Origin of the sequence: Cellulomonas pakistanensis (assembly GCF_016862755.1) — a bacterium.
Taxonomy (GTDB): Bacteria; Actinomycetota; Actinomycetes; order Actinomycetales; family Cellulomonadaceae; genus Cellulomonas; species Cellulomonas pakistanensis.
In genome coordinates, this window is the sequence record NZ_BONO01000003.1 from 1 (window position 1) to 18,581 (window position 18,581).

The 18,581-nt window shown below is 75.5% G+C and carries 14 protein-coding genes and 1 pseudogene; 8 read left to right on the top strand and 7 right to left on the bottom strand.

Going from position 1 to position 18,581, the window contains the following annotated elements:
• Positions 1-1,348: peptidoglycan recognition protein family protein (locus tag Cpa01nite_RS02580; protein ID WP_203667178.1), on the bottom strand; the 1,348-nt coding region annotated here is incomplete at its 3' end.
• Between the two features lie 233 nt (positions 1,349-1,581).
• Here Cpa01nite_RS02580 and rfbB point away from each other — a divergent pair.
• The 4 genes from rfbB (at position 1,582) to Cpa01nite_RS02600 (ending at position 7,591) form a co-directional block, all read left to right on the top strand.
• Positions 1,582-2,577, top strand: a complete 996-nt coding sequence (gene rfbB, locus Cpa01nite_RS02585) for a dTDP-glucose 4,6-dehydratase (protein WP_203667179.1) — start codon at positions 1,582-1,584, stop codon at positions 2,575-2,577.
• Between the two features lie 7 nt (positions 2,578-2,584).
• Positions 2,585-4,663 (top strand): hypothetical protein, encoded by a 2,079-nt coding sequence (locus Cpa01nite_RS02590; RefSeq protein ID WP_203667180.1) that lies wholly within the window; start codon positions 2,585-2,587, stop codon positions 4,661-4,663.
• A 91-nt stretch (positions 4,664-4,754) separates the two neighbouring features.
• Positions 4,755-6,059, top strand: a complete 1,305-nt coding sequence (locus Cpa01nite_RS02595; protein ID WP_239068466.1) for an LCP family protein — start codon at positions 4,755-4,757, stop codon at positions 6,057-6,059.
• Positions 6,060-6,658: 599 nt separating this feature from the next.
• Positions 6,659-7,591: an LCP family protein gene (locus Cpa01nite_RS02600; protein ID WP_239068467.1), complete on the top strand. Its 933-nt coding sequence runs from the start codon at positions 6,659-6,661 to the stop codon at positions 7,589-7,591.
• A gap of 131 nt (positions 7,592-7,722) precedes the next feature.
• Here the strand turns inward: Cpa01nite_RS02600 and Cpa01nite_RS18460 are convergent.
• From Cpa01nite_RS18460 to Cpa01nite_RS02610, 3 genes and pseudogenes are all read right to left on the bottom strand, one after another.
• A pseudogene (locus tag Cpa01nite_RS18460) lies at positions 7,723-8,754 on the bottom strand (acyltransferase family protein); the annotation flags it as partial.
• Between the two features lie 299 nt (positions 8,755-9,053).
• A complete protein-coding gene (gene purE / locus Cpa01nite_RS02605) occupies positions 9,054-9,596 on the bottom strand; it encodes a 5-(carboxyamino)imidazole ribonucleotide mutase (protein ID WP_203667182.1) in 543 nt (180 codons plus the stop codon).
• 52 nt (positions 9,597-9,648) lie between these two features.
• Positions 9,649-10,815 (bottom strand): 5-(carboxyamino)imidazole ribonucleotide synthase, encoded by a 1,167-nt coding sequence (locus tag Cpa01nite_RS02610; RefSeq protein ID WP_203667183.1) that lies wholly within the window; start codon positions 10,813-10,815, stop codon positions 9,649-9,651.
• A gap of 62 nt (positions 10,816-10,877) precedes the next feature.
• Between Cpa01nite_RS02610 and Cpa01nite_RS02615 the strand changes: the two genes are divergently transcribed.
• Together Cpa01nite_RS02615 and Cpa01nite_RS02620 are read left to right on the top strand one after the other, a co-directional pair.
• A complete protein-coding gene (locus Cpa01nite_RS02615) occupies positions 10,878-11,540 on the top strand; it encodes a GtrA family protein (protein ID WP_203667184.1) in 663 nt (220 codons plus the stop codon).
• Positions 11,541-11,694: 154 nt separating this feature from the next.
• Entirely contained in the window at positions 11,695-12,630 is a 936-nt protein-coding gene (locus Cpa01nite_RS02620; RefSeq protein ID WP_239068468.1) for an excalibur calcium-binding domain-containing protein, read from the top strand.
• 73 nt (positions 12,631-12,703) lie between these two features.
• On the opposite strand, the gene Cpa01nite_RS02625 is transcribed toward Cpa01nite_RS02620, so the two are convergent.
• The 3 genes from Cpa01nite_RS02625 to Cpa01nite_RS02635 all read right to left on the bottom strand — a co-directional run bounded on the left by Cpa01nite_RS02625 (position 12,704) and on the right by Cpa01nite_RS02635 (position 16,348).
• Positions 12,704-14,119: a hypothetical protein gene (locus Cpa01nite_RS02625; protein WP_203667186.1), complete on the bottom strand. Its 1,416-nt coding sequence runs from the start codon at positions 14,117-14,119 to the stop codon at positions 12,704-12,706.
• A gap of 209 nt (positions 14,120-14,328) precedes the next feature.
• The gene (locus tag Cpa01nite_RS02630; RefSeq protein WP_203667187.1) at positions 14,329-15,654 is read right to left on the bottom strand and encodes a sensor histidine kinase; all 1,326 of its coding nucleotides are present in this window, start codon (positions 15,652-15,654) and stop codon (positions 14,329-14,331) included.
• A gap of 1 nt (position 15,655) precedes the next feature.
• Positions 15,656-16,348 (bottom strand): response regulator transcription factor, encoded by a 693-nt coding sequence (locus Cpa01nite_RS02635; RefSeq protein WP_203667188.1) that lies wholly within the window; start codon positions 16,346-16,348, stop codon positions 15,656-15,658.
• A 155-nt stretch (positions 16,349-16,503) separates the two neighbouring features.
• On the opposite strand from Cpa01nite_RS02635, the gene Cpa01nite_RS02640 reads away from it, so the two are divergent.
• Positions 16,504-17,811 carry a sensor histidine kinase gene (locus Cpa01nite_RS02640; protein WP_203667189.1) on the top strand — a complete coding sequence of 436 codons (1,308 nt, stop codon included), beginning with the start codon at positions 16,504-16,506 and terminating at the stop codon, positions 17,809-17,811.
• Between the two features lie 5 nt (positions 17,812-17,816).
• On the top strand, positions 17,817-18,527 hold the full coding sequence (locus Cpa01nite_RS02645; protein ID WP_203667190.1) for a response regulator: 711 nt from the start codon (positions 17,817-17,819) through the stop codon (positions 18,525-18,527).
• Positions 18,528-18,581 lie beyond the last annotated feature (54 nt).

Below are 18,581 nucleotides of genomic sequence, written 5' to 3' on the forward strand. Positions count from 1 at the left end.
GGGGGTACGGCGGGTCGCCGAGGTTCGCCGCCGCGATGTTGCGGATGTTGGGCAGCTGGGCGTAGCCGTACCGGCCCGGGCAGGCCGTCGACGTCACGTCCCGGTGCCCGATCACGCGCGGGAGCGTGAGGCCCGACGGGTAGGTGCCGCTGCCGTGCGGGTCGATCCCGTAGTTGCCGAGCCGCCAGCCGATGATCCGGCCGACCGCACCGATCATCGCCGGCGTCGTCGCCACCGTGTCGTAGTTGCCGAGCATCGACACGCCGACCGTGCCGGTGTTCGCGCCGCTGGCGTGCACGCCGATGACCGCCTGGGTCAGGCTGTTCGCGCGACCCTCGTAGATGTTGCCCCACTTGTCGACGACGAAGTTGTAGCCGATGTCGCACCAGCCGCGGGCGTCGATGTGGTACGCCTGGTCGTTCCGGATCTGCTGCATGGCCTGCGCCTGCGTCGAGTACGCGTTGCTTCCCGCGGTGTGGTGCACGACCGCGCCCGACAGGCGCGCGGCGACGTCCGGGGCGCAGACCTGCGGGCGCGCGCCCCATTGCCCGCGGGTGACGATCGACGGTCGCGTCGCAGCAGCGAGGACGGTCGCCTCGCCCGTGCTCCGGACCGCGTTCCGGATCACCGCCCCGTCCCCGGCGCCGGTGGCTGCCGGGGCCGCGTCGGCCTCAGGGGACCCGACCAGCGCGAGCGAGATATCCGCCGGACCACCGCTCCGGGTCGCCGCGAACGACAGCTGCACCGCGTCGGCGTCGCCGATCCAGTACGAGTCGGTCCCGCCACGCTCGGCGCGCACCGCGTCGGCGGTCCCCGCGTCGGGCTCGGCGTCCGCCACGCCGAGAGCCACCCACTCGGACCAGCCGCCGTCCGCACGGAACCGCAGCTCCGGGGCGAGCTGCGCGCCGCCGGTCCCCTCCGGCCAGGTGATCCCCACGGTCTGGGCGTCGGCCACCTCGACGGCGGGAGTCACGACGCGGTCCCCGTCGACGAGCACGTCGGCGGCCACCGGCCCGTCGGAGGTCACGCTCTCCGCGGGCGCCGGCGTCGGGCCGGGCTCGGCGGTCGGGCCAGGCCCGGGGGTCGGCGCGGGCTCCGCACCGGCCGCCTCCGGCGCGCGGGCCGTCCCCGCGTCGGCCTCGGCCTCGGCCTCGGCGTCCGCGAGCGGCACCACGACCAGGGGAACGTCGACGACCGTCACGTCCGCGGCGACCGTGTCGTCCACCGCCGCCGCGACAGCGGAGGCCGCCGCGACGAGGGTCGTCGCCGGAGCCGTCGGCGACGGGATCGAGGCCGGCGCGAGGCCGAGGCCTGCGGACGTGACCAGGACGATCAGGGAGCGCAGCATGTCGGGGTCCTGACGGGTGAGGGATCGCGCGGATCGGCGGCCCACCGCCCTGGCGGACCCGCTGACGACGACCGAGACGGCAGTCCGGTCGTCGTCAGCCTCAGCCGCCGGTGACGCCCAGTCAAGGATCGCCACGCCTGTTGTCGCAATTGTCCTGACTTCAGGCCGCCGTCGCACCCCGCCCGCTCGGTACAGTAGGCCCCCGCACCCCCCCACACCCGGAGGTCCATCCCGTGCGCATGCTCGTCACCGGCGGAGCCGGCTTCATCGGCTCCAACTTCGTGCACCAGGTGGTGCGCGAGCACCCCGAGGTCCAGGTCACCGTGCTGGACGCGCTGACCTACGCGGGCGACGAGAAGAGCCTCGCACCCGTCTGGGACCAGGTCACCTTCGCCAAGGGCAGCATCACCGACCACGACGTGGTGGACGACCTGGTGAGGAGCAGCGACGTGGTGGTCCACTTCGCGGCCGAGTCGCACAACGACAACTCGCTGCACGACCCGTGGCCGTTCGTGCACACCAACGTGATCGGCACCTACACGCTGCTGGAGGCGGTGCGCCGGTACGACGTGCGGTACCACCACATCTCCACGGACGAGGTCTACGGCGACCTCGAGCTGGACGACCCGGCCAAGTTCACGCCGGACACCCCGTACAACCCGTCGAGCCCCTACTCGTCCACCAAGGCGTCCTCCGACCTGCTGGTGCGCGCGTGGGCGCGGTCGTTCGGCGTCCGCGCCACGATCTCGAACTGCTCGAACAACTACGGCCCGTACCAGCACGTGGAGAAGTTCATCCCGCGCCAGATCACCAACGTGATCGACGGCGTGCGGCCGAAGCTCTACGGCACCGGCGAGAACGTCCGCGACTGGATCCACGTCGAGGACCACAACTCCGCCGTCTGGGACATCATCACGAAGGGCCGCCTCGGCGAGACCTACCTGATCGGCGCGGACGGCGAGGAGAACAACAAGACCGTCGTCGAGCTGATCCTCGAGCTGACCGGCCAGCCGTCGGACGCCTACGACCTGGTCAGCGACCGCCCCGGCCACGACCTGCGGTACGCCATCGACGCGACGAGGCTGCGCTCCGAGCTCGGCTGGGAGCCGCGGTACACGACGTTCCGCGACGGCCTCGCCGCCACGATCGAGTGGTACCAGGCCAACGAGGCGTGGTGGCGGCCGCAGAAGGACGCGACCGAGGCGAAGTACGCGCAGCTCGGGCGCTGACGACGTCGTGCTGACCCGCGAGGCCGCCGGGGCACGGGCCCGCGCGCCGCTGACACCGGACCCGGGCGCCTCGGCGGCGGGGCCGTGGCCGCTCCGGCTGCTCGCCTCGGTCCCGGACCGGGTCGTGGTACTGCTGCTGTGCCTGGCGATCGCGTCGACCGCGGGGACGCTCACCGGGCAGTTCCGGCCCGTGGTCGTGCTGCCCCTGACGGTCGTGCTGGGTGCGGCGACCTGGCGCATGGTCCCGCAGGCCCCCGGAAGCCCCGGCCCCGCGGCTGCCGGCACAGTGGCGGCCGCCGCGCTCGCCCTGACCTGGGTGCTCGTGAACGCGCCCTACGCCTCGCAGCACCTGCTCGTGCTGCGTGACCCGGGCTTCCTCACGCTCAGCGGTGTCTGGCTGTCGGAGCACCCGACCCCGGACCTCCCGCTCTCCGAGACCACGCGTTACATCGGCGCGCTCAACCCCGACATCTCCGCCGTCCCGGCGGCGTACTTCTGGGCGGGCGACGTGCTGCACGTCCAGGGTTCGCCGCTGCTCCCGTCGTTGCTCGGGTCGATCGGATGGGTGGCGGGCGCTCAGGGCGTGCTGGCCGGCAACCTCCTCCTCGGAGGCGTCGCGCTGCTCGCGGTCTACGCGCTCGCCCGGCGCCTGGTCGGCCCGTGGTGGGCCCTGCTGCCCGTGGTCGCGCTCGGGGTCTCGGTCCCGATGACGGTGTTCTCGCGCGGCGCCTACACGGAGCCGGTCGCGATGGCGTTCGTGTTCGGGGGGCTCAGCGTCGCCTGGGCCGCGCTGGGCGACCGGCGACCGACCCTCCACGTGCTGGCGGGCGGGCTGGCCGGCGCCGCCGCGCTCGCGCGCATCGACGGGTCCGCCGTCGTCATCGGGCTGGTCCTCGGGGTGGGCTTGGCCGCCGCCGCCGCGCTCACCCCGAGGCGCCGGTCCCAGCTGCGCGGTGCACTCGGGCTGCAGGCCGCCGGCAGCCTCGCGATGACGCTGCTCGGCTGGCTCGCCCTGCGCGTGAGCAGCCCGGACTACCTCGAGGACCTCCGTGGGCAGTTCATCCTGCTGTCCGGCGCCTTGGCCGCGGCGCTGCTCGTGGTGCTCGTGCTCACACTCCGGGCGCCCTGGCAGCGGTGGCGCAACGATCTCCTCCGGCACCGGCGCCCTGCGGCGTGGGTCGCCGCGGGGCTCGTCGTGCTCGCCGGCGTCGCGCTGGCGTCCCGGCCCTGGTGGTACCAGGGCCACGGCTTCTCGGCGGACTCGCCGTACGCCGACGCGGTCGCGCACCTCCAGGAGCGCGAGGGCCAGCCGGTGGACGGCACCCGCACCTACGACGAGCTCTCGCTGACCTGGGTGTCCTGGTACCACGGGTGGCCGTTCGTCGTGCTCGCCGTGCTCGGCCTGGCGGTGGCCGCGCACCAGGCCGTGCGGCGACGCGACCCGAGGTGGTGGACCGTGCTGGCCGCCGTCGCCGCTCCGTCGGTGCTGTATCTCTGGCAGGTCAGCATCACCCCCGACCAGGTCTGGGCGATGCGCCGCCTGCTGCCGGTGACGCTGCCCGGCTTCGCCGTGCTGGCCACGGTCACGCTCGTCGCCCTCTGGTCCGTCCACCGGTGGTGGGCCCGTGCGCTCGCGGTCCTTGCGGCCGCCGCCGTGATCGCCGCACCGCTGACCACCTGGAACGGGCTGTTCCGGGTCGTCGAGCAGGACGGCCGGCTGGGCGAGGCGCAGGCAGTGTGCGACGCGCTACGCACCGACCGGGTGCTCTACGTCCGGACCGGTCCGCCCTACCTGGCCACGGTGCGCAGCGTGTGCGGCGTCGACGGCCTCGAGATGACGTCCGTCCCCGATGCCGACCGGCTCGCCGACCTCCGTCGCGACTGGGGCGCCTTCGACGTGGTCGCGTTCGCCGACGGAGCGGTGCCGTGGGAGGGAGGCTCGGCGCCTCCGCCGCTGCGGGTGACCAGCACGACGTCGTGGGAGCGCGGGCTCCTGCACATCCCCGAGGGCTACACCGAGGCCGAGTCGGAGCTCTGGGTGGGCACGGTGCGCCCCGACGGGACCGTCCGGCCGGCGGCGGGCTGACCCCGCACAGCGGGTGATCTGCACGAATCCTGCACGGCGCACCCCCCGTGGGTGCGCCGACCTCCGAGGCGCGGCTCCTATGCTCTCCTCCGTGACCTCCCGCCACGCCGCTCCCGCACGCCCGCGCGCCGTCCGCCACGGACGGCCCCGGCGCAGCCACGCGGTGGTCCGCGGCGCGGCGCTGGCCGTGGTCGCGGTGCTGTGCTTCGGCACGTCCGGCGCGGCGGCGCTGTACGTGCAGCTGAACAGCAACATCAACACGATCGACGCGAGCGACCTCATCCAGGCGCTGCCCGAGCCGACGGCGACCGGCCCCGCCGACCCGGACGACCCGAATGCCGGCCGCGATGTCAACATCCTGCTGATGGGCTCGGACGAGCGCGACGGCGAGAACGAGGCCATCGGCGGCCACGTGGACGGCATGCGGTCCGACACGACGATCGTCGCGCACATCTCGGCGGACCGGAGCCGCGTCGAGCTCATCTCGATCCCGCGCGACTCCCTGGTCGATATCCCGTCCTGCACGATGACCGACGGCTCCACGTCATACGCGCAGCGCAACGCGATGTTCAACTCCGCGTTCGCGATCGGGGCGGACAACGGCGGCGACATCGCGTCCGCCGCGGCGTGCACGGTCAACACCGTGCAGCAGAACACCGGCGTCCGGATCGACCACTTCGTCGTCGTCGACTTCGCCGGGTTCACCAAGATGGTCGACGCGATCGGCGGCGTGCCGATCTGCATCCCGAACGACATGAGCGCGCCCAAGGCGGGCCTGTACCTGAACGCCGGCCAGCAGACGCTGAACGGCACGCAGGCCCTGGCGTTCGCCCGCGCCCGCACCGGCGAGGGCGTCGGCAACGGCTCGGACACCGACCGGCTCGGCCGGCAGCAGGAGCTGCTCGCCGCGGTGGTGCGTGAGCTGCTCGGCAAGAACATGCTCACCGACATCACGCAGCTGATCCGGTTCCTCGACTCGGCCACGGAGTCGCTGTCGATCGACTCCGGTTTCTCGTCGATCTCCGACATGGCCGGGCTCGCCTACAGCCTCCGGAGCACGTCGGCTGCGAACATCTCCTTCATGACGATCCCGTTCGCCGCGGCGCCCAGCGACCCGAACCGGGTCGTGTGGACCTCCGAGGCCGACACGATTTGGGCGAACGTGGCCGCCGACCAGCCGATGCTCGCGGGCACCAGCCAGGACACGTCGGCGGACCCGGGCACCGGCACGACGGACCCGGGTGCCGGCACCGACCCCGGCGCGGGCACCACCGACCCGGGCACCGGCACGCCCGACCCCGCCGCCACCACTCCCGTCACCCCCGACCCGGCACAGACCCGCGAGGCGGGCAAGGAGGCCTTCTCGGCCGGCGACGTCACCGCGGTCTGCGGCTGATCGTGGCCCGCCCCGAGGACCGCCGACCCCGCGACCCGAGTCGCGGGACGCCGCCCAGCTTCGCCCCCGGCGCCGCCGGCCGGCGCCCCCCGGCCGACGGCGCGCAGCCGGTCGGCACCCCTGCGCCGGATCCCGCCGCCGCGCCCCGCCCCGGCCGGCCCGGCCGGCCCCCGGTGCGCCGGACCTCAGCCCCCCGAGCCGGCGGCGCCGCGGGCGCCTCCTCGGCGGCGGGCGCACCCGACCCCGCCGCGGCGCGCGGCCCCGCCGCCGTCGCGCCGCAGGGCACCCTGGACGACGCGCCGCGCCCCGTCCGCGTCTCCGGCCGGACCGCGGCCGACCCCGCCGCGGGGCCGGTGCGCTCGTCCGCCCGCCAGGGCTCCAGCGCCGTGCCCGTGGGCGCCGACCAGCCGGCCGCAGCGGCGGCGCGTGCGCCGCGGCAGACCGCGCCCGTCGGGCCCGGCCGTGCGCGCCCCGCCGGCCCGCAGGGCCCCGGCCGCCCCGCCTCCCCCGTCGGCCCCCTGGGCGCCGGCGAGGGCGCCGCTCCACCCGCCGCCCCGCGCCGCCGGCGCCGTCGCGGTCGGGTCGTCGCCGCGGTCGTCGTGGTCGTCCTCGTCCTGCTGCTGGCCTGGCCGGTCGGCCTGCTGCTCTGGGCCGACGGCAAGATCCAGCACGTCTCCGCCCTCTCGGGGGCCGCGGACACGCCCGGCACCACCTACCTGCTCGCCGGGTCGGACTCCCGCGAGGACGGCGCCATCGAGGACCCCGACACCGTCGGCGCCCGCACGGACACGATCCTGCTGCTGCAGGTCCCCGAGTCCGGTCCCGCGGCGCTGATCTCGCTCCCCCGCGACACGTACACCGACATCCCCGGCTTCGCGCCGAACAAGCTCAACTCCGCGTTCTCGTGGGGCGGTGCCCCGCTGCTGGTGGAGACCGTCGAGGGCCTGACCGGCCTGACCGTCGACCACTACGTCGAGATCGGGTTCGGCGGCGTCGAGCAGATCGTCGACTCCCTGGGCGGCGTCGAGCTGTGCCTGGACGGCAGCACCGGCATCACGTTCCCGGTGAACGACGCGAACTCGGGCCTCGTGTGGGACGCGCCCGGCTGCAAGACCGTCGACGGCGTGCAGGCGCTGGCCTACTCCCGGATGCGGTACGCCGACCCGTCCGGCGACATCGGCCGCGGCCTGCGGCAGCGCGCGCTGATCAGCGCGGTCGCCGCCAAGGCGGAGAACCCCTCGCTGCTGTTCCAGCCGGGCAAGCAGGTCTCGCTGGTCGACGCGGGCACGGGCGTGCTCACCGCGAGCGACGAGACCGGCATCGTCGACCTCGGGCGGCTGGCGCTCGCGTTCCGCGCCGCCACCGGCCCGGACGGCATCACCGGCACCCCGCCGATCCTCGACATGGACTACCGGCCGGGCGGCGCGGGCTCCACGGTCCTGCTCGACCCGGACCAGACGCCCACGTTCTTCGCGGCGATCCGGGACGGCTCGCTCGAGCCCGGCGTCGTCGGCGGCGTCCCCGGGTCCTGACCCGGGCGGAACCCGGCGCGGACCAGGCCCCCGAGACCGACGAGCGCGTCGCGGAGCCGCTCGCACCCCGCCGTCGTGGCGCGGCGCAGGCGCGGCCCGAACGGCTTCTCCACGAACCGGTGGACCAGCCACGCCAGCACGAGGGAGAACGCCGTCGCCGCGGCGAGCACCGCCCAGACCGGCGCGCGGTCGTGCAGCAGGTGGATGACCCACAGGCCCCAGTACTCGTGCGTGAGGTAGAGCGGGTAGGTCAGCGCGCCCGCCGCCGTCAGGCCGGCCCAGCGCCACCGGGCCAGCGGCGTCAGGGACACGAGCGCGACCAGGCCGACGCACGCCGGCAGCGCGACCGCCAGCAGCACGGCGCTCGGGGCGACCACCGAGTTCTGCCCGAGCGAGTCCATCCGCGCGGGCACCAGCGCGGCGGTGGCCAGGGCGGTGTTGCCCGCGACCAGCAGCCACGGCACGACGGCGTGCCCGGTGCGGTGGATGACGTAGAGGGCCATCCCGGCGGCGAACAGCGGGGCGTACGGCGCCACCAGCCACGTCACCGCGTCGGACCAGCCGAGCTCGCGGGCCAGCATCGCCGCGGCGGGCCACAGGGCCGCGAACCACAGGACCCGGCGCCGCGTGATGCCCACCGCCGCGAACAGGGCGATGAGCACGTAGAACCGCAGCTCGACCCAGAGCGTCCAGTACACGCCGTCCACGTGGCCGACGTCGACCAGCGACTGCAGCAGCGTGAGGTTCACCAGCACCTGGCCGCCGGTGATCTCCTTGCCCTGCCACACGAACAGGAGCAGCGACCCCGTGAGCAGGACCGCGACCCAGTAGGCCGGGTAGAGCCGCGCCACGCGGGAGCCGATGATGTCCGGCACCGAGCGGCCCCATGCGGTCATGAGGATGACGAACCCGCTGATCACGAAGAACAGCTCCGGGCCGAGCGAGGCGTAGGTGGCCCACCCCGCCACGGCGGGAGCCACCTCCGCGAGGTCACGACCCCAGGCGTCGGTCTCCCGGGCGGTGAAGTGGTAGGCGAGCACGCCGACGGCGGCCAGGAACCGCAGGGCGTCCAGCGCGGCGAGGCGCGGGCCCCGGGCGGCGGGCCGGACCGGCGGGGTCGCTGCGTCGGTGCCGGCGGTGCGGGGCGGCGCGGTGGTCGTCACTCACTCGACGGTAGGCGCGGGGCGCGGGGACCGCCCGTCGAGGCTGCCCCGGGGGCACGGTCTCGACGAGACCTTCACGCCGGGGTCGACGGGCGCTCGCGATGCTCAGGACCGCGTGCAGGCGCCGCGGGCGCGCGCACGCCCCGCGCACCGCGCACGCCCCCACCGCCACGAGCTTGCACTTGTTGCGGGGTTCGACCGCCGCGAAACCCGCAACGAGTGCAAGCTCGGCGCGGTCGCGGGCTCAGCGCCGGTCGTCGGTTCCGCGCTGTGGTGCGCGGTGCGCGCCCTCGCAGGCGTCAGCCGCCGAAGCCCACCGCGGGCCGGCGCCCGTCGCCGTGCAGCGCCCGCAGCCGCTCCCCCTTGGCGTCCGCCTGCGCGCGCAGGTCGTCCTGGAACGCGACCATCGCCGCGGCGACCCGCCGGGCGGTCTCGTCCGTGCCGGCGCCGAGGATCCGCGCCGCGAGCAGGCCCGCGTTCCGGGCGCCGCCGATCGACACCGTCGCGACCGGCACGCCCGCCGGCATCTGGACGATCGACAGCAGCGAGTCCATCCCGTCGAGCCGGGCCAGCGGCACCGGCACGCCGATCACCGGCAGCGGCGTCACGGCCGCGAGCATGCCCGGCAGGTGCGCCGCTCCCCCGGCGCCCGCGACGATCGCCCGCAGCCCGCGCCCGGCGGCCTCGCGGCCGTACGCGACCATCTTGTCCGGCTGCCGGTGCGCCGAGACGACGTCGACCTCGACGGGGACGTCGAACTCCGCGAGCGCCTCGGCCGCCGCCTCCATGACGGGCCAGTCCGAGTCCGAGCCCATGACGATGCCGACGAGCGGGGTGGCCATGCGGTGCCTCCGGGGGGGTGGTGGGGTGCGGGGCCGCGGGCGCGGCCGCGCGTCAGGGCGTCGTGTCCCCGCGCAGCACGGCCGCCGCGGCGACCGCCCGCCGCCGGACGTCGGCCAGGTCGTCCCCGGACACGGTGACGTGCCCGAGCTTGCGGCCCGGGCGGACGCCCTTGCCGTACAGGTGCACCTTGGCGCCCGGGTCGAGCGCGGCGACCTCGGCCAGCCCGTCGGTGACCGCCGCGCGGGTCGAGCCGAGCACGTTCGCCATGGCGGTCCACGGCGCGCGCGCCTCGGTCCCGCCCAGCGGCAGGTCGAGGACCGCGCGCAGGTGCTGCTCGAACTGGCTGGTGACCGAGCCGTCGATCGTCCAGTGCCCGGAGTTGTGCGGGCGCATGGCGAGCTCGTTCACGAGCACGCGCGGCGCGCCGCCGTCCGGGTCGGCGACCTCGAACAGCTCGACCGCGAGCACGCCCGTGACGCCCAGGCCCTCGGCGACCTCGCGGGCGATCCGCTCGGCGGTGGCGGCGGTGCGCGGGTCCAGGTCGGGCGCCGGGGCGACGACCTCGGCGCACACGCCGTCGCGCTGCACCGACTCCACGACCGGCCAGGTGCGGACCTCCCCGGACGGGGTGCGCGCCACCAGCGCGGCGAGCTCGCGCGTGAACGGCACCCGCTCCTCGGCGAGCAGCGGCGCGCCGGTGCCGGCAGCCGCGGCGTCGAGCCAGTCCGCGGCCTCGTCGGCGGACCGCACGACCCGGACGCCCTTGCCGTCGTACCCCCCGCGGGCGGTCTTCACCACGGCGGTGCCGTCGCCGGCGGCGAGGAACGCCGCGAGCGCCTCGGCCGAGTCGAGCGGCGCCCAGCGCGGGCACGGCACGCCGAGCGCGGTCAGCCGCGTCCGCATCACGATCTTGTCCTGCGCGTGCACCAGCGCGTCCGGGCCCGGGCGCACCGCGACGCCCCGGTCCTCGAGCTCCGTGAGCAGGCCGTTCGGCACGTGCTCGTGCTCGAAGGTCAGCGCGTCGGCGCCGACCACCAGGGCCTCCACGGCCACCGGGTCCGCCGCGGCGCCCACGGGCGCGTCGACCACCACCTGCGCCGCCGACGACACCGCGTCCTCGACCAGCACCCGCAGGTGCACGCCGAGCGCCGTCGCCGCGGGCGCCATCATGCGGGCGAGCTGCCCACCACCGACCACTGCCACCACGGGTGCTGCCACGAGCCGTGAGCCTAACCGACGTCACCCAGCGGCCACCCGGCGTCTCGCCGTACCCTGACGGGATGACCCCCTCCGGTGCGCCCGGCCTCGCGGCCGCACCGGGACCCGCCCCCGAGGGCCGTCCCGGACGCCTGCACGGCCTGCTCTACCGCGTGCCGCGCACGTCCCTGCGCGAGCGCGGCATGGAGCTCCTGCGGTTCGGGTCCGTCGGCACCGTCGCGTTCGTCGTGGACCTCGGCGTGTACAACCTGCTGCGGTTCGGCCCGGTCGACCTGCTGCACGGCAAGCCGCTGACCGCGCGGATCATCGCCGTCGTGCTCGCGACGCTCGTGTCCTGGCTCGGCAGCCGGCACTGGACGTTCGCGGGCCAGCGCACGCACCGGGGCGGCCGCGAGCTCCTGCTGTTCTCGGCGATCAACGTCGTCGGCATCGGGTTCACCGTCGGCACTCTGTGGTTCTCGCACTACGTGCTGGGCCACTCGGGGCCGTTCGCCGACAACGTCGCGAACGTCATCGGCATCGTGCTCGGCACGGTCGTCCGCTACCTGGGCTACAAGATGTTCGTGTTCACCGGGTCCGCGGGCCTGCCGGTCGCGCTGGCGGAGGTCGGGCACGAGGCCGCGCGCGAGGGCGAGGACGGGCCTCGCCGGCACGCCGCCGGTCAGGAGCTGCCTCGTCCCCGCCCGGGGAACGAGGGCGTCACCTCGGACGCTGAGCGTCGCTAGGCGTTCCACCCACGAAACCCCCACATCGCAGGTCTCCTCCCCGGTACGTTCGGCTCGCCACCGCACCGATGCGCTGGCGAGCATCTGGACGAACGAGGGGGTCGCGATGCGCACCGCGCGTCGAGCAACAGCTGTCGTACTGCTGTCCGCACTGATGGGGGCGGTCCTCGCCGCAGGTCCCGCCACGGCCAGCCCGCCGCCCGCCGACCTGGGAGCGGGCCAGCCCGGGATCCTGGCAGTTGCCGCGGGCACCGACCGGATCTCCGCGGGGCAGGCCCTCACCGCCGGCCAGCAGCTCATCGCGGCCGGCGGCGCCTTCCGCCTCGCCCTGCAGTCCGACGGGAACCTGGTCCTGTACCCGAGGAACGGCGCTGCGCTCTGGTCGACCCGCTCCGCGGGAAGCGGCTCTACGAGCCTCGCCCTGCAGAACGACGGCAACCTCGTGCTCTACACCGCGACCGGGCGCGCGGTCTGGTCCGCAGGCACGGCCGGCAAGGGAAGCACCTCGCTGCAGGTCCAGAGCGACGGCAACGTCGTCCTGTACACGAGCGCCGGGCGGGCGGTGTGGGCGACCGGCACGGCGGCGCGTCCGACCAACACGGCGAGCGGCAGCTCGATCCTCCCCGGCCAGCAGCTCGCGGCCGGCCAGTCGATCACGTCGCCCGACGGGCAGAACCGGTTCTCCGTGCAGGCGGACGGCAATGCCGTCGTCTACGGACCGAGCGGGGCCCTCTGGTCCAGCCGGACCGCCGGGACCGGCTCGGGGCGTCTCACGCTGCAGACGGACGGGAACCTGGTCCTCTACGGAGCCGGCGGCACAGCGGCCTGGAGCTCCGCGACGAACGGGCGCGGCGGAGCCCGCGCGACGATCCAGGACGACGGGAACTTCGTGCTCACCACCGCCGCCGGCACGCCGATCTGGTCGACGGGGACCGGCAGGCCGGCAAATCCGGGCAACAGCAAGAACTGCTCCGACTTCGCGACCCGAGCAGAGGCGCAGGCGTGGTTCGACCGGTACTACCGCTATTACGGCGACGTCGCCGGTCTCGACGCCGACCACGACGGGATCGCCTGCGAAGAGCTGAGGTGAGGCTCGTGCCGGGCCGCGGTCGTCCGACGGTCGGGCGCGGACCGGCACGACTCCCTGGGCCACCACCGGCCGGTCAGCCGGCGACAGGTGACGCCGGCTTGCCGTCCCCGGGCTCTGCGCGGGCCTCGGCCGGCCGGGCGGCCAGCGTGGTCACCGCCAGCAGCACGACGGCCACCAGGGCCACGGTGAGCACGTACCTGGGCGTCAGGTGCTCGGCGAGCACCAGCGTGAGCGCCGACCCGGCGGCGACCACCACCCGCACCAGCACGCGCTGCTCGTCCAGCCACACCCCGACCGGCCCGGTGCTGACCCCGCGCCGCTCGCCCGCGGTACGCAGCGACGCCGCCCCGCGGGACCAGGACGCCCGCAGCGCGCGCGCCGCGGAGGTCCCGCCGGCCAGGAACGCGACGAGCGCGACGACCACGCCCAGCACGAACGCCGACCGGAGCGCGACCCGCAGGAACGCCACCACCTGGTCGTAGACCACCACCGCCGCGTCGGGTCGCTGCACCTCCGGCGGCAGGGCGTTCACGTACAGCGACCGGCCGATGGTCAGCGCCGCGCCGAGCAGCAGCATCGCCCCGGCCAGCGACAGCCCCGCGACCACCAGCGCCCGGGACCGGTGCACGGCCGCCAGCACCCCGGCCGCGAGCAGCCCCAGCGACAGCCAGACCAGCCAGGTGCCGAGCACGTCCAGCAGGCGGTAGGCGTTCTGCGCCCGGACCAGGTCCTCGCTCTGCATCAGCGGGAAGCTCACGCTGATGGTCGGGAGCCGGTCGATGAGCGTGAACCCGGCGTCCGACAGCGAGGCGCGCACGGTGTCGACCACGCCCGTCAGGTCCACCACCAGCTGGCCCTGCGCGTCGATGCTCGCGACCGCGTCCGGGTCTCCGCGCAGCACCGCGCCGAGCTGGTCGTGCACCGTCCGGTTCGCCTCGTCCCAGACCGCCTCGAGCACGTCGGACGTCACGACCGCCTCGACGGCCCGGCGGATGAAGCCCGTCGCCGCGTCCACGAGCGGCTCCTGCAGCGACCCGGCCAGCGCCGCCACCCGCGGCGGCAGCCCGAGCCCGTCCACGGCGGTGGCGGCCTCGGCGGCGAGCCCCGGCAGGTCGGCGGCCTGGACGATGGCCCCCGTGACCCGCTCGGTCACGGCGCTCTGGATCTGCGGGTCGTCCACGAGCGGGCCGACGGTCGCCACGTACCGGTCCGTGTCGGTGACCAGGTCCCGCGCCCACACCGCCACGACGGCGACCGGCGCGAGCAGGGCCCCGAGCACGATGAGCACGACGGCGGCCGTTGCCCGGCCCGGGTGGCGGGTGCGGCCCGGCGCGGCCGCGGGCGGTGCGGGCGCGGCCGGCCCGGTGGCGACGTCGGCCGCCGCCCGGGCCGTCGCGGCTGCGCGGAGCTGCGCGTTCTCGGCCTCCAGCGCGGCGATCCGCGCGGCCAGGTCCGCCGCCGTCACCGGCGCGGGTCGCTGCTCGGACATGGGCGCCCACCCCCTCGGCGCCCGCGGGGAGGCGCCTCCCCGGCGACGCTAGCCGCGTCGGTCGCGACGTCACCCACCCGCCGGGGGTGAGGGACGGACGCGTGAGGTCGTCGGTTCCGGCCAGCCACGAGGGTGCGCAACCGACGACCTCGGGCGGAACCGACGACCTCGCGCGCGACCGACGACCTCGGCCGCGCGGGGCGGACGGCTCAGCGCCGCCGGCGCGCCCGCTCGGACCGCGGCGAGATGACCGATCCGCGCGGCAGCACCACGTCGGGGGCCATCGCCGCCGGCACGCCCGCGAGGAACAGCGCGAACACCGCCGGCCGCCGCTGCGCGAGCTCGAGCCGCGCGCCGTCGGCGGACGCCAGGTCCCGCGCGAGCGACAGGCCGAGCCCCGTCCCCTTGCCGGACGTGACCTCGCGCTCGAAGATCCGCGGCGCCAGGTCGTCCGGGACGCCGTCGCCCTCGTCGGCCACCTCGACCACGACGGAGCGCGCGGCGCCCGGCCGGGAGCGGACCGTCGTCGTGCCGCCGCCGTGCGCCAGCGAGTTCTCGATCAGCGTGGCCAGCACCTGCGCCAGGGCGCCCGGGGTGGCGAGCACCTGGGTCTTCGGGTCGACCTCGACGACGAGGTGACGCCCCTCCGCCTCGAACGTCGGGCGCCACTCCTCCTCCTGCTGGTGCACGACGTCGCCGAGCCGGATCGCCTCGGTGGTGCCGCCCTGCGCGCGCCGCGACCGGGTCAGCAGGTCGTCGACGACCGTGACCAGCCGCTCGACCTGCTCCAACGAGATCCGCGCCTCCTCGCGCACCGCCGGGTCGTCGGACGCCAGCATGATCTCCTCGAGCCGCATGCTCAGCGCGGTCAGCGGGGTGCGGAGCTGGTGGGACGCGTCGGACGCGAACTGCCGCTCGGCGGCGAGCCGGCCCGCCATCCGGTCGGCGCTGCGGGCGAGCTCCGCGGCGACGAGGTCGATCTCCTCCACGCCCGACGGCTCCAGCTGCGGGCGCACCTGCCCGGAGCCCAGCTGCTCGGCCGACGCGGCCAGGTAGACCAGCGGGGCGGCCAGGCGGTTGGCCTGCCAGATCGCCATCCCGATGCCGGCGGCGAACGCGACGATCGCCGCCGCCACCACCAGGCCCATGATCTGCGCGCTCATGAGGAACACGTCCCACCACGGGGCGTACATCGTGATGCGGGCGCCGGTGGTGGAGGTCTCGGTGATCGTGATGGCCCGCTCGGGAACCTCGGGACCCGCCTGGTAGCGGGCGCCGTCGGTGGTGACGACGAAGATGCTCACGGCGATGCCGCCGCCGCGGTCGACGTACGGCTCGAGCATGGTGTCGGACAGCGGCGTGCCCTCCTGGACGCGGCTGTCGATCTGCCGCGCCAGGTCGGTCGCGCGGGTCTCGAGGGACCCGATCTCGTTGTCCCGGACGTACTGCGCGCCGAGGAAGGCGAGCGGGAAGCCGAGCAGGACGACCGCGACCGTGACGGCCGCGATGGTGGCCTGGAGGACGCGGCGGCGCACGTCAGCCCCGGTTGCCCTCGCCGGACTCGAACCGGAAGCCCATCCCCCGCACGGTGCTGATGTAGCGCGGCGCGCTGGCGTCGTCGCCGAGCTTCCGGCGGAGCCAGGACACGTGCATGTCGAGCGTCTTGGTCGAGCCCGTCGGGTCGGAGCCCCATACCTCGCGCATCAGCGTCTCGCGCGCCACCACGGTGCCCGCGGCGCCGACCAGGACCCGCAGCAGGTCGAACTCCTTGGCCGTGAGGTGCAGCTCGCGGTCCGCCTGGAACGCGCGGTGCGCGGCGACGTCGACCCGGACGTCCTGGCTGCGCAGCTCGTCCTCGTCCGGGGCGTCGCCGCCGGTGCGCCGGAGCAGGGCCCGCACGCGGGCGAGCAGCTCGGCCAGCCGGAACGGCTTGGTCACGTAGTCGTCCGCGCCGGCGTCCAGGCCGACCACCAGGTCGACCTCGTCCGCGCGGGCGGTGAGCACCAGCACCGGCGTCGTGAGCCCCTGGTTCCGGATGGCGCGCGCCACGTCCAGACCGTCCATGTCGGGCAGGCCGAGGTCGAGCACGACCAGGTCCGCCTCGCTGGCGCGGTCGATGGCGCCCTGGCCGGTGCCCTGGACGCGGACGTCGTAGCCCTCCCGGCCGAGCGCGCGCGCCAGGGGCTCGGCGATCGCGGGGTCGTCCTCGGCCAGCAGCACCTGGGTCATGGCGCCATGTTAGGTCATGGAACCTTCTAGGCAACGGAGTACCGGGGTATCGGTTCGGTGAAGTCGACCGGTCCCCCCGTGGGCGGACGCCGGCACGGGGACCGGTCCGTCCCCGGGGGCACGACCCCCGCCCGCCCCCGACCTACGCTGGCGCGATGACGTGGTGGGAGCAGTTCACGCGGTGGGAGGAACGCCACCAGCTGCCGATCGACGCGACCCTGACGGTGCTCACGGGGCTGCTCGTCGTGCCCCTCGCGGCGGGCACGGCGTCGAGCTGGCAGGTGAGCCCCGTCGTCGTCGCGGCGTTCGCGGTGCTCGCCTGGGCGCCGCTGGCCTGGCGCCGGCGGTACCCCGTGGCCTCGGTCGTCGCCGTGTACGCCGCGTGCCTGCTGCACCTGCTGGTGGGCGTGCCGCTGATCCTGCCGTCCGACCTCGCCGTGCTGCTCGCGCTGTACTCCGTCACCGTGCACGGCCCGCGCTGGGCGCACCTGACCGCCATGGGCTCCGCGCTGGTGGGCAACCTGGCCATGGCGTCCGGGCTGCTGCTGCAGTCGTGGTCCGGCTCCGCCGCCTCGATGGCGGCCTCCGGGATCGCGATCTGGATGTTCGCCTCCGTGACGGCGCTCGCCGTGTGGGCCTTCGGCCTGGTGCGGCGGTCGCGGCGCGTGACGATCGCGGCCCTGCGCGACCGCGCGGAGCGCCTGGAGGTCGAGCGCGACCAGCAGGCGACGATCGCCACCGCCGCCGAGCGCACCCGCATCGCGCGCGAGATGCACGACATCGTCGCCCACTCGCTGTCCGTCGTCGTCGCCCAGGCCGACGGCGGGCGGTACGCGGCGGCGGCCGACCCGGAGGCGGCGACCCGCGCGCTGGGCACGATCGCCGAGACCGGGCGGGCGGCGCTGGCGGACATGCGCCGGCTGCTCGGGGTGCTGCGGGAGCCGGAGCGCACGGCGACCGGCGCGGTGCCGGCCGTGCCGGGCCCCGGGCATGGCGCGGCGCCGGGCCAGGGCGAGGCCGCCCCGTACAGCCCCCAGCCCGCCGAGCACGACCTCGAGTCCCTCGTCGAGCAGGTCCGCTCGTCCGGCGTCCGCGCGTCGCTGGTCCGGATGGGCACCCCCCGCCGGCTGCCGCCGGGCATCGGCCTCACCGTGTACCGGATCTGCCAGGAGGCCCTGACCAACGTGCTCAAGCACGGTGGCCCCGACGTCACGGTCACGGTGCTCGCGCAGTGGCAGCCCGCCGCGCTGGTCCTGGAGATCACCGACGACGGGCGCGGCGCCGCGGCCGACTCCGACGGCGCCGGGCAGGGCCTGCTCGGCATGCGCGAGCGGGCGAGCATGATCGGCGGCTCCCTGAGCGCCGGCCCGCGGCCGGGCGGCGGGTTCCGGGTGCGCGCCGAGCTCCCGCTGCCCCCGGGCGCCCCCGCCGCGGACCCGGGCGCGGCAATCGGCCTAGGCTGACGCCCATGTCCGCGATCCGCGTCGGCCTCGTCGACGACCAGCAGCTCGTGCGTGCAGGTTTCCGCCTGGTCATCGACTCGCAGCCCGACCTCGAGGTGGTGCTGGAGGCGGGTGACGGCGCCCAGGCCGTGCAGGCCCTCACCGCCGGCACCGCGCAGGCCTCCGTCCTCGGGCCGGTCGACGTCGTCCTGATGGACGTGCGCATGCCGAACCTCGACGGCCTCGCGGCCACGGAGAAGATCGTCGCCGCCGGAACGCCCGAGCACCCGGCGCCGCGCATCATCGTGCTGACGACCTTCGACATCGACGAGTACGTGCTCGCCGCGATCCGGGCCGGCGCCAGCGGCTTCCTGCTCAAGGACACCCCGCCGGAGGACATGCTGGACGCGATCCGCACCGTGCACCGCGGGGACGCCGTGATCGCGCCGTCCTCCACGCGGCGGCTGCTGGAGCACCTCGTGACCGCGCTGCCCGCCGAGCAGCAGACCGCCGCGGCCGGGGCGGACGCCCTCGCGACGCTGACCGACCGCGAGCGCGAGGTGCTCGTGCTCATGGCCCGCGGCCGGTCCAACACCGAGATCGGCGAGGACCTGTTCGTCGCCGAGGCGACCGTGAAGACGCACGTCGGCCGGATCCTCGCGAAGCTCGGGGCGCGCGACCGGGTGCAGGCGGTCGTCGTGGCGTACGAGACCGGGCTGGTCGTCCCCGGGGCGTGACGCCCGAGCGCCGCGGCGCCCCCGCGGCGTGACGCCCTCGCGCCGGTGTCGTAC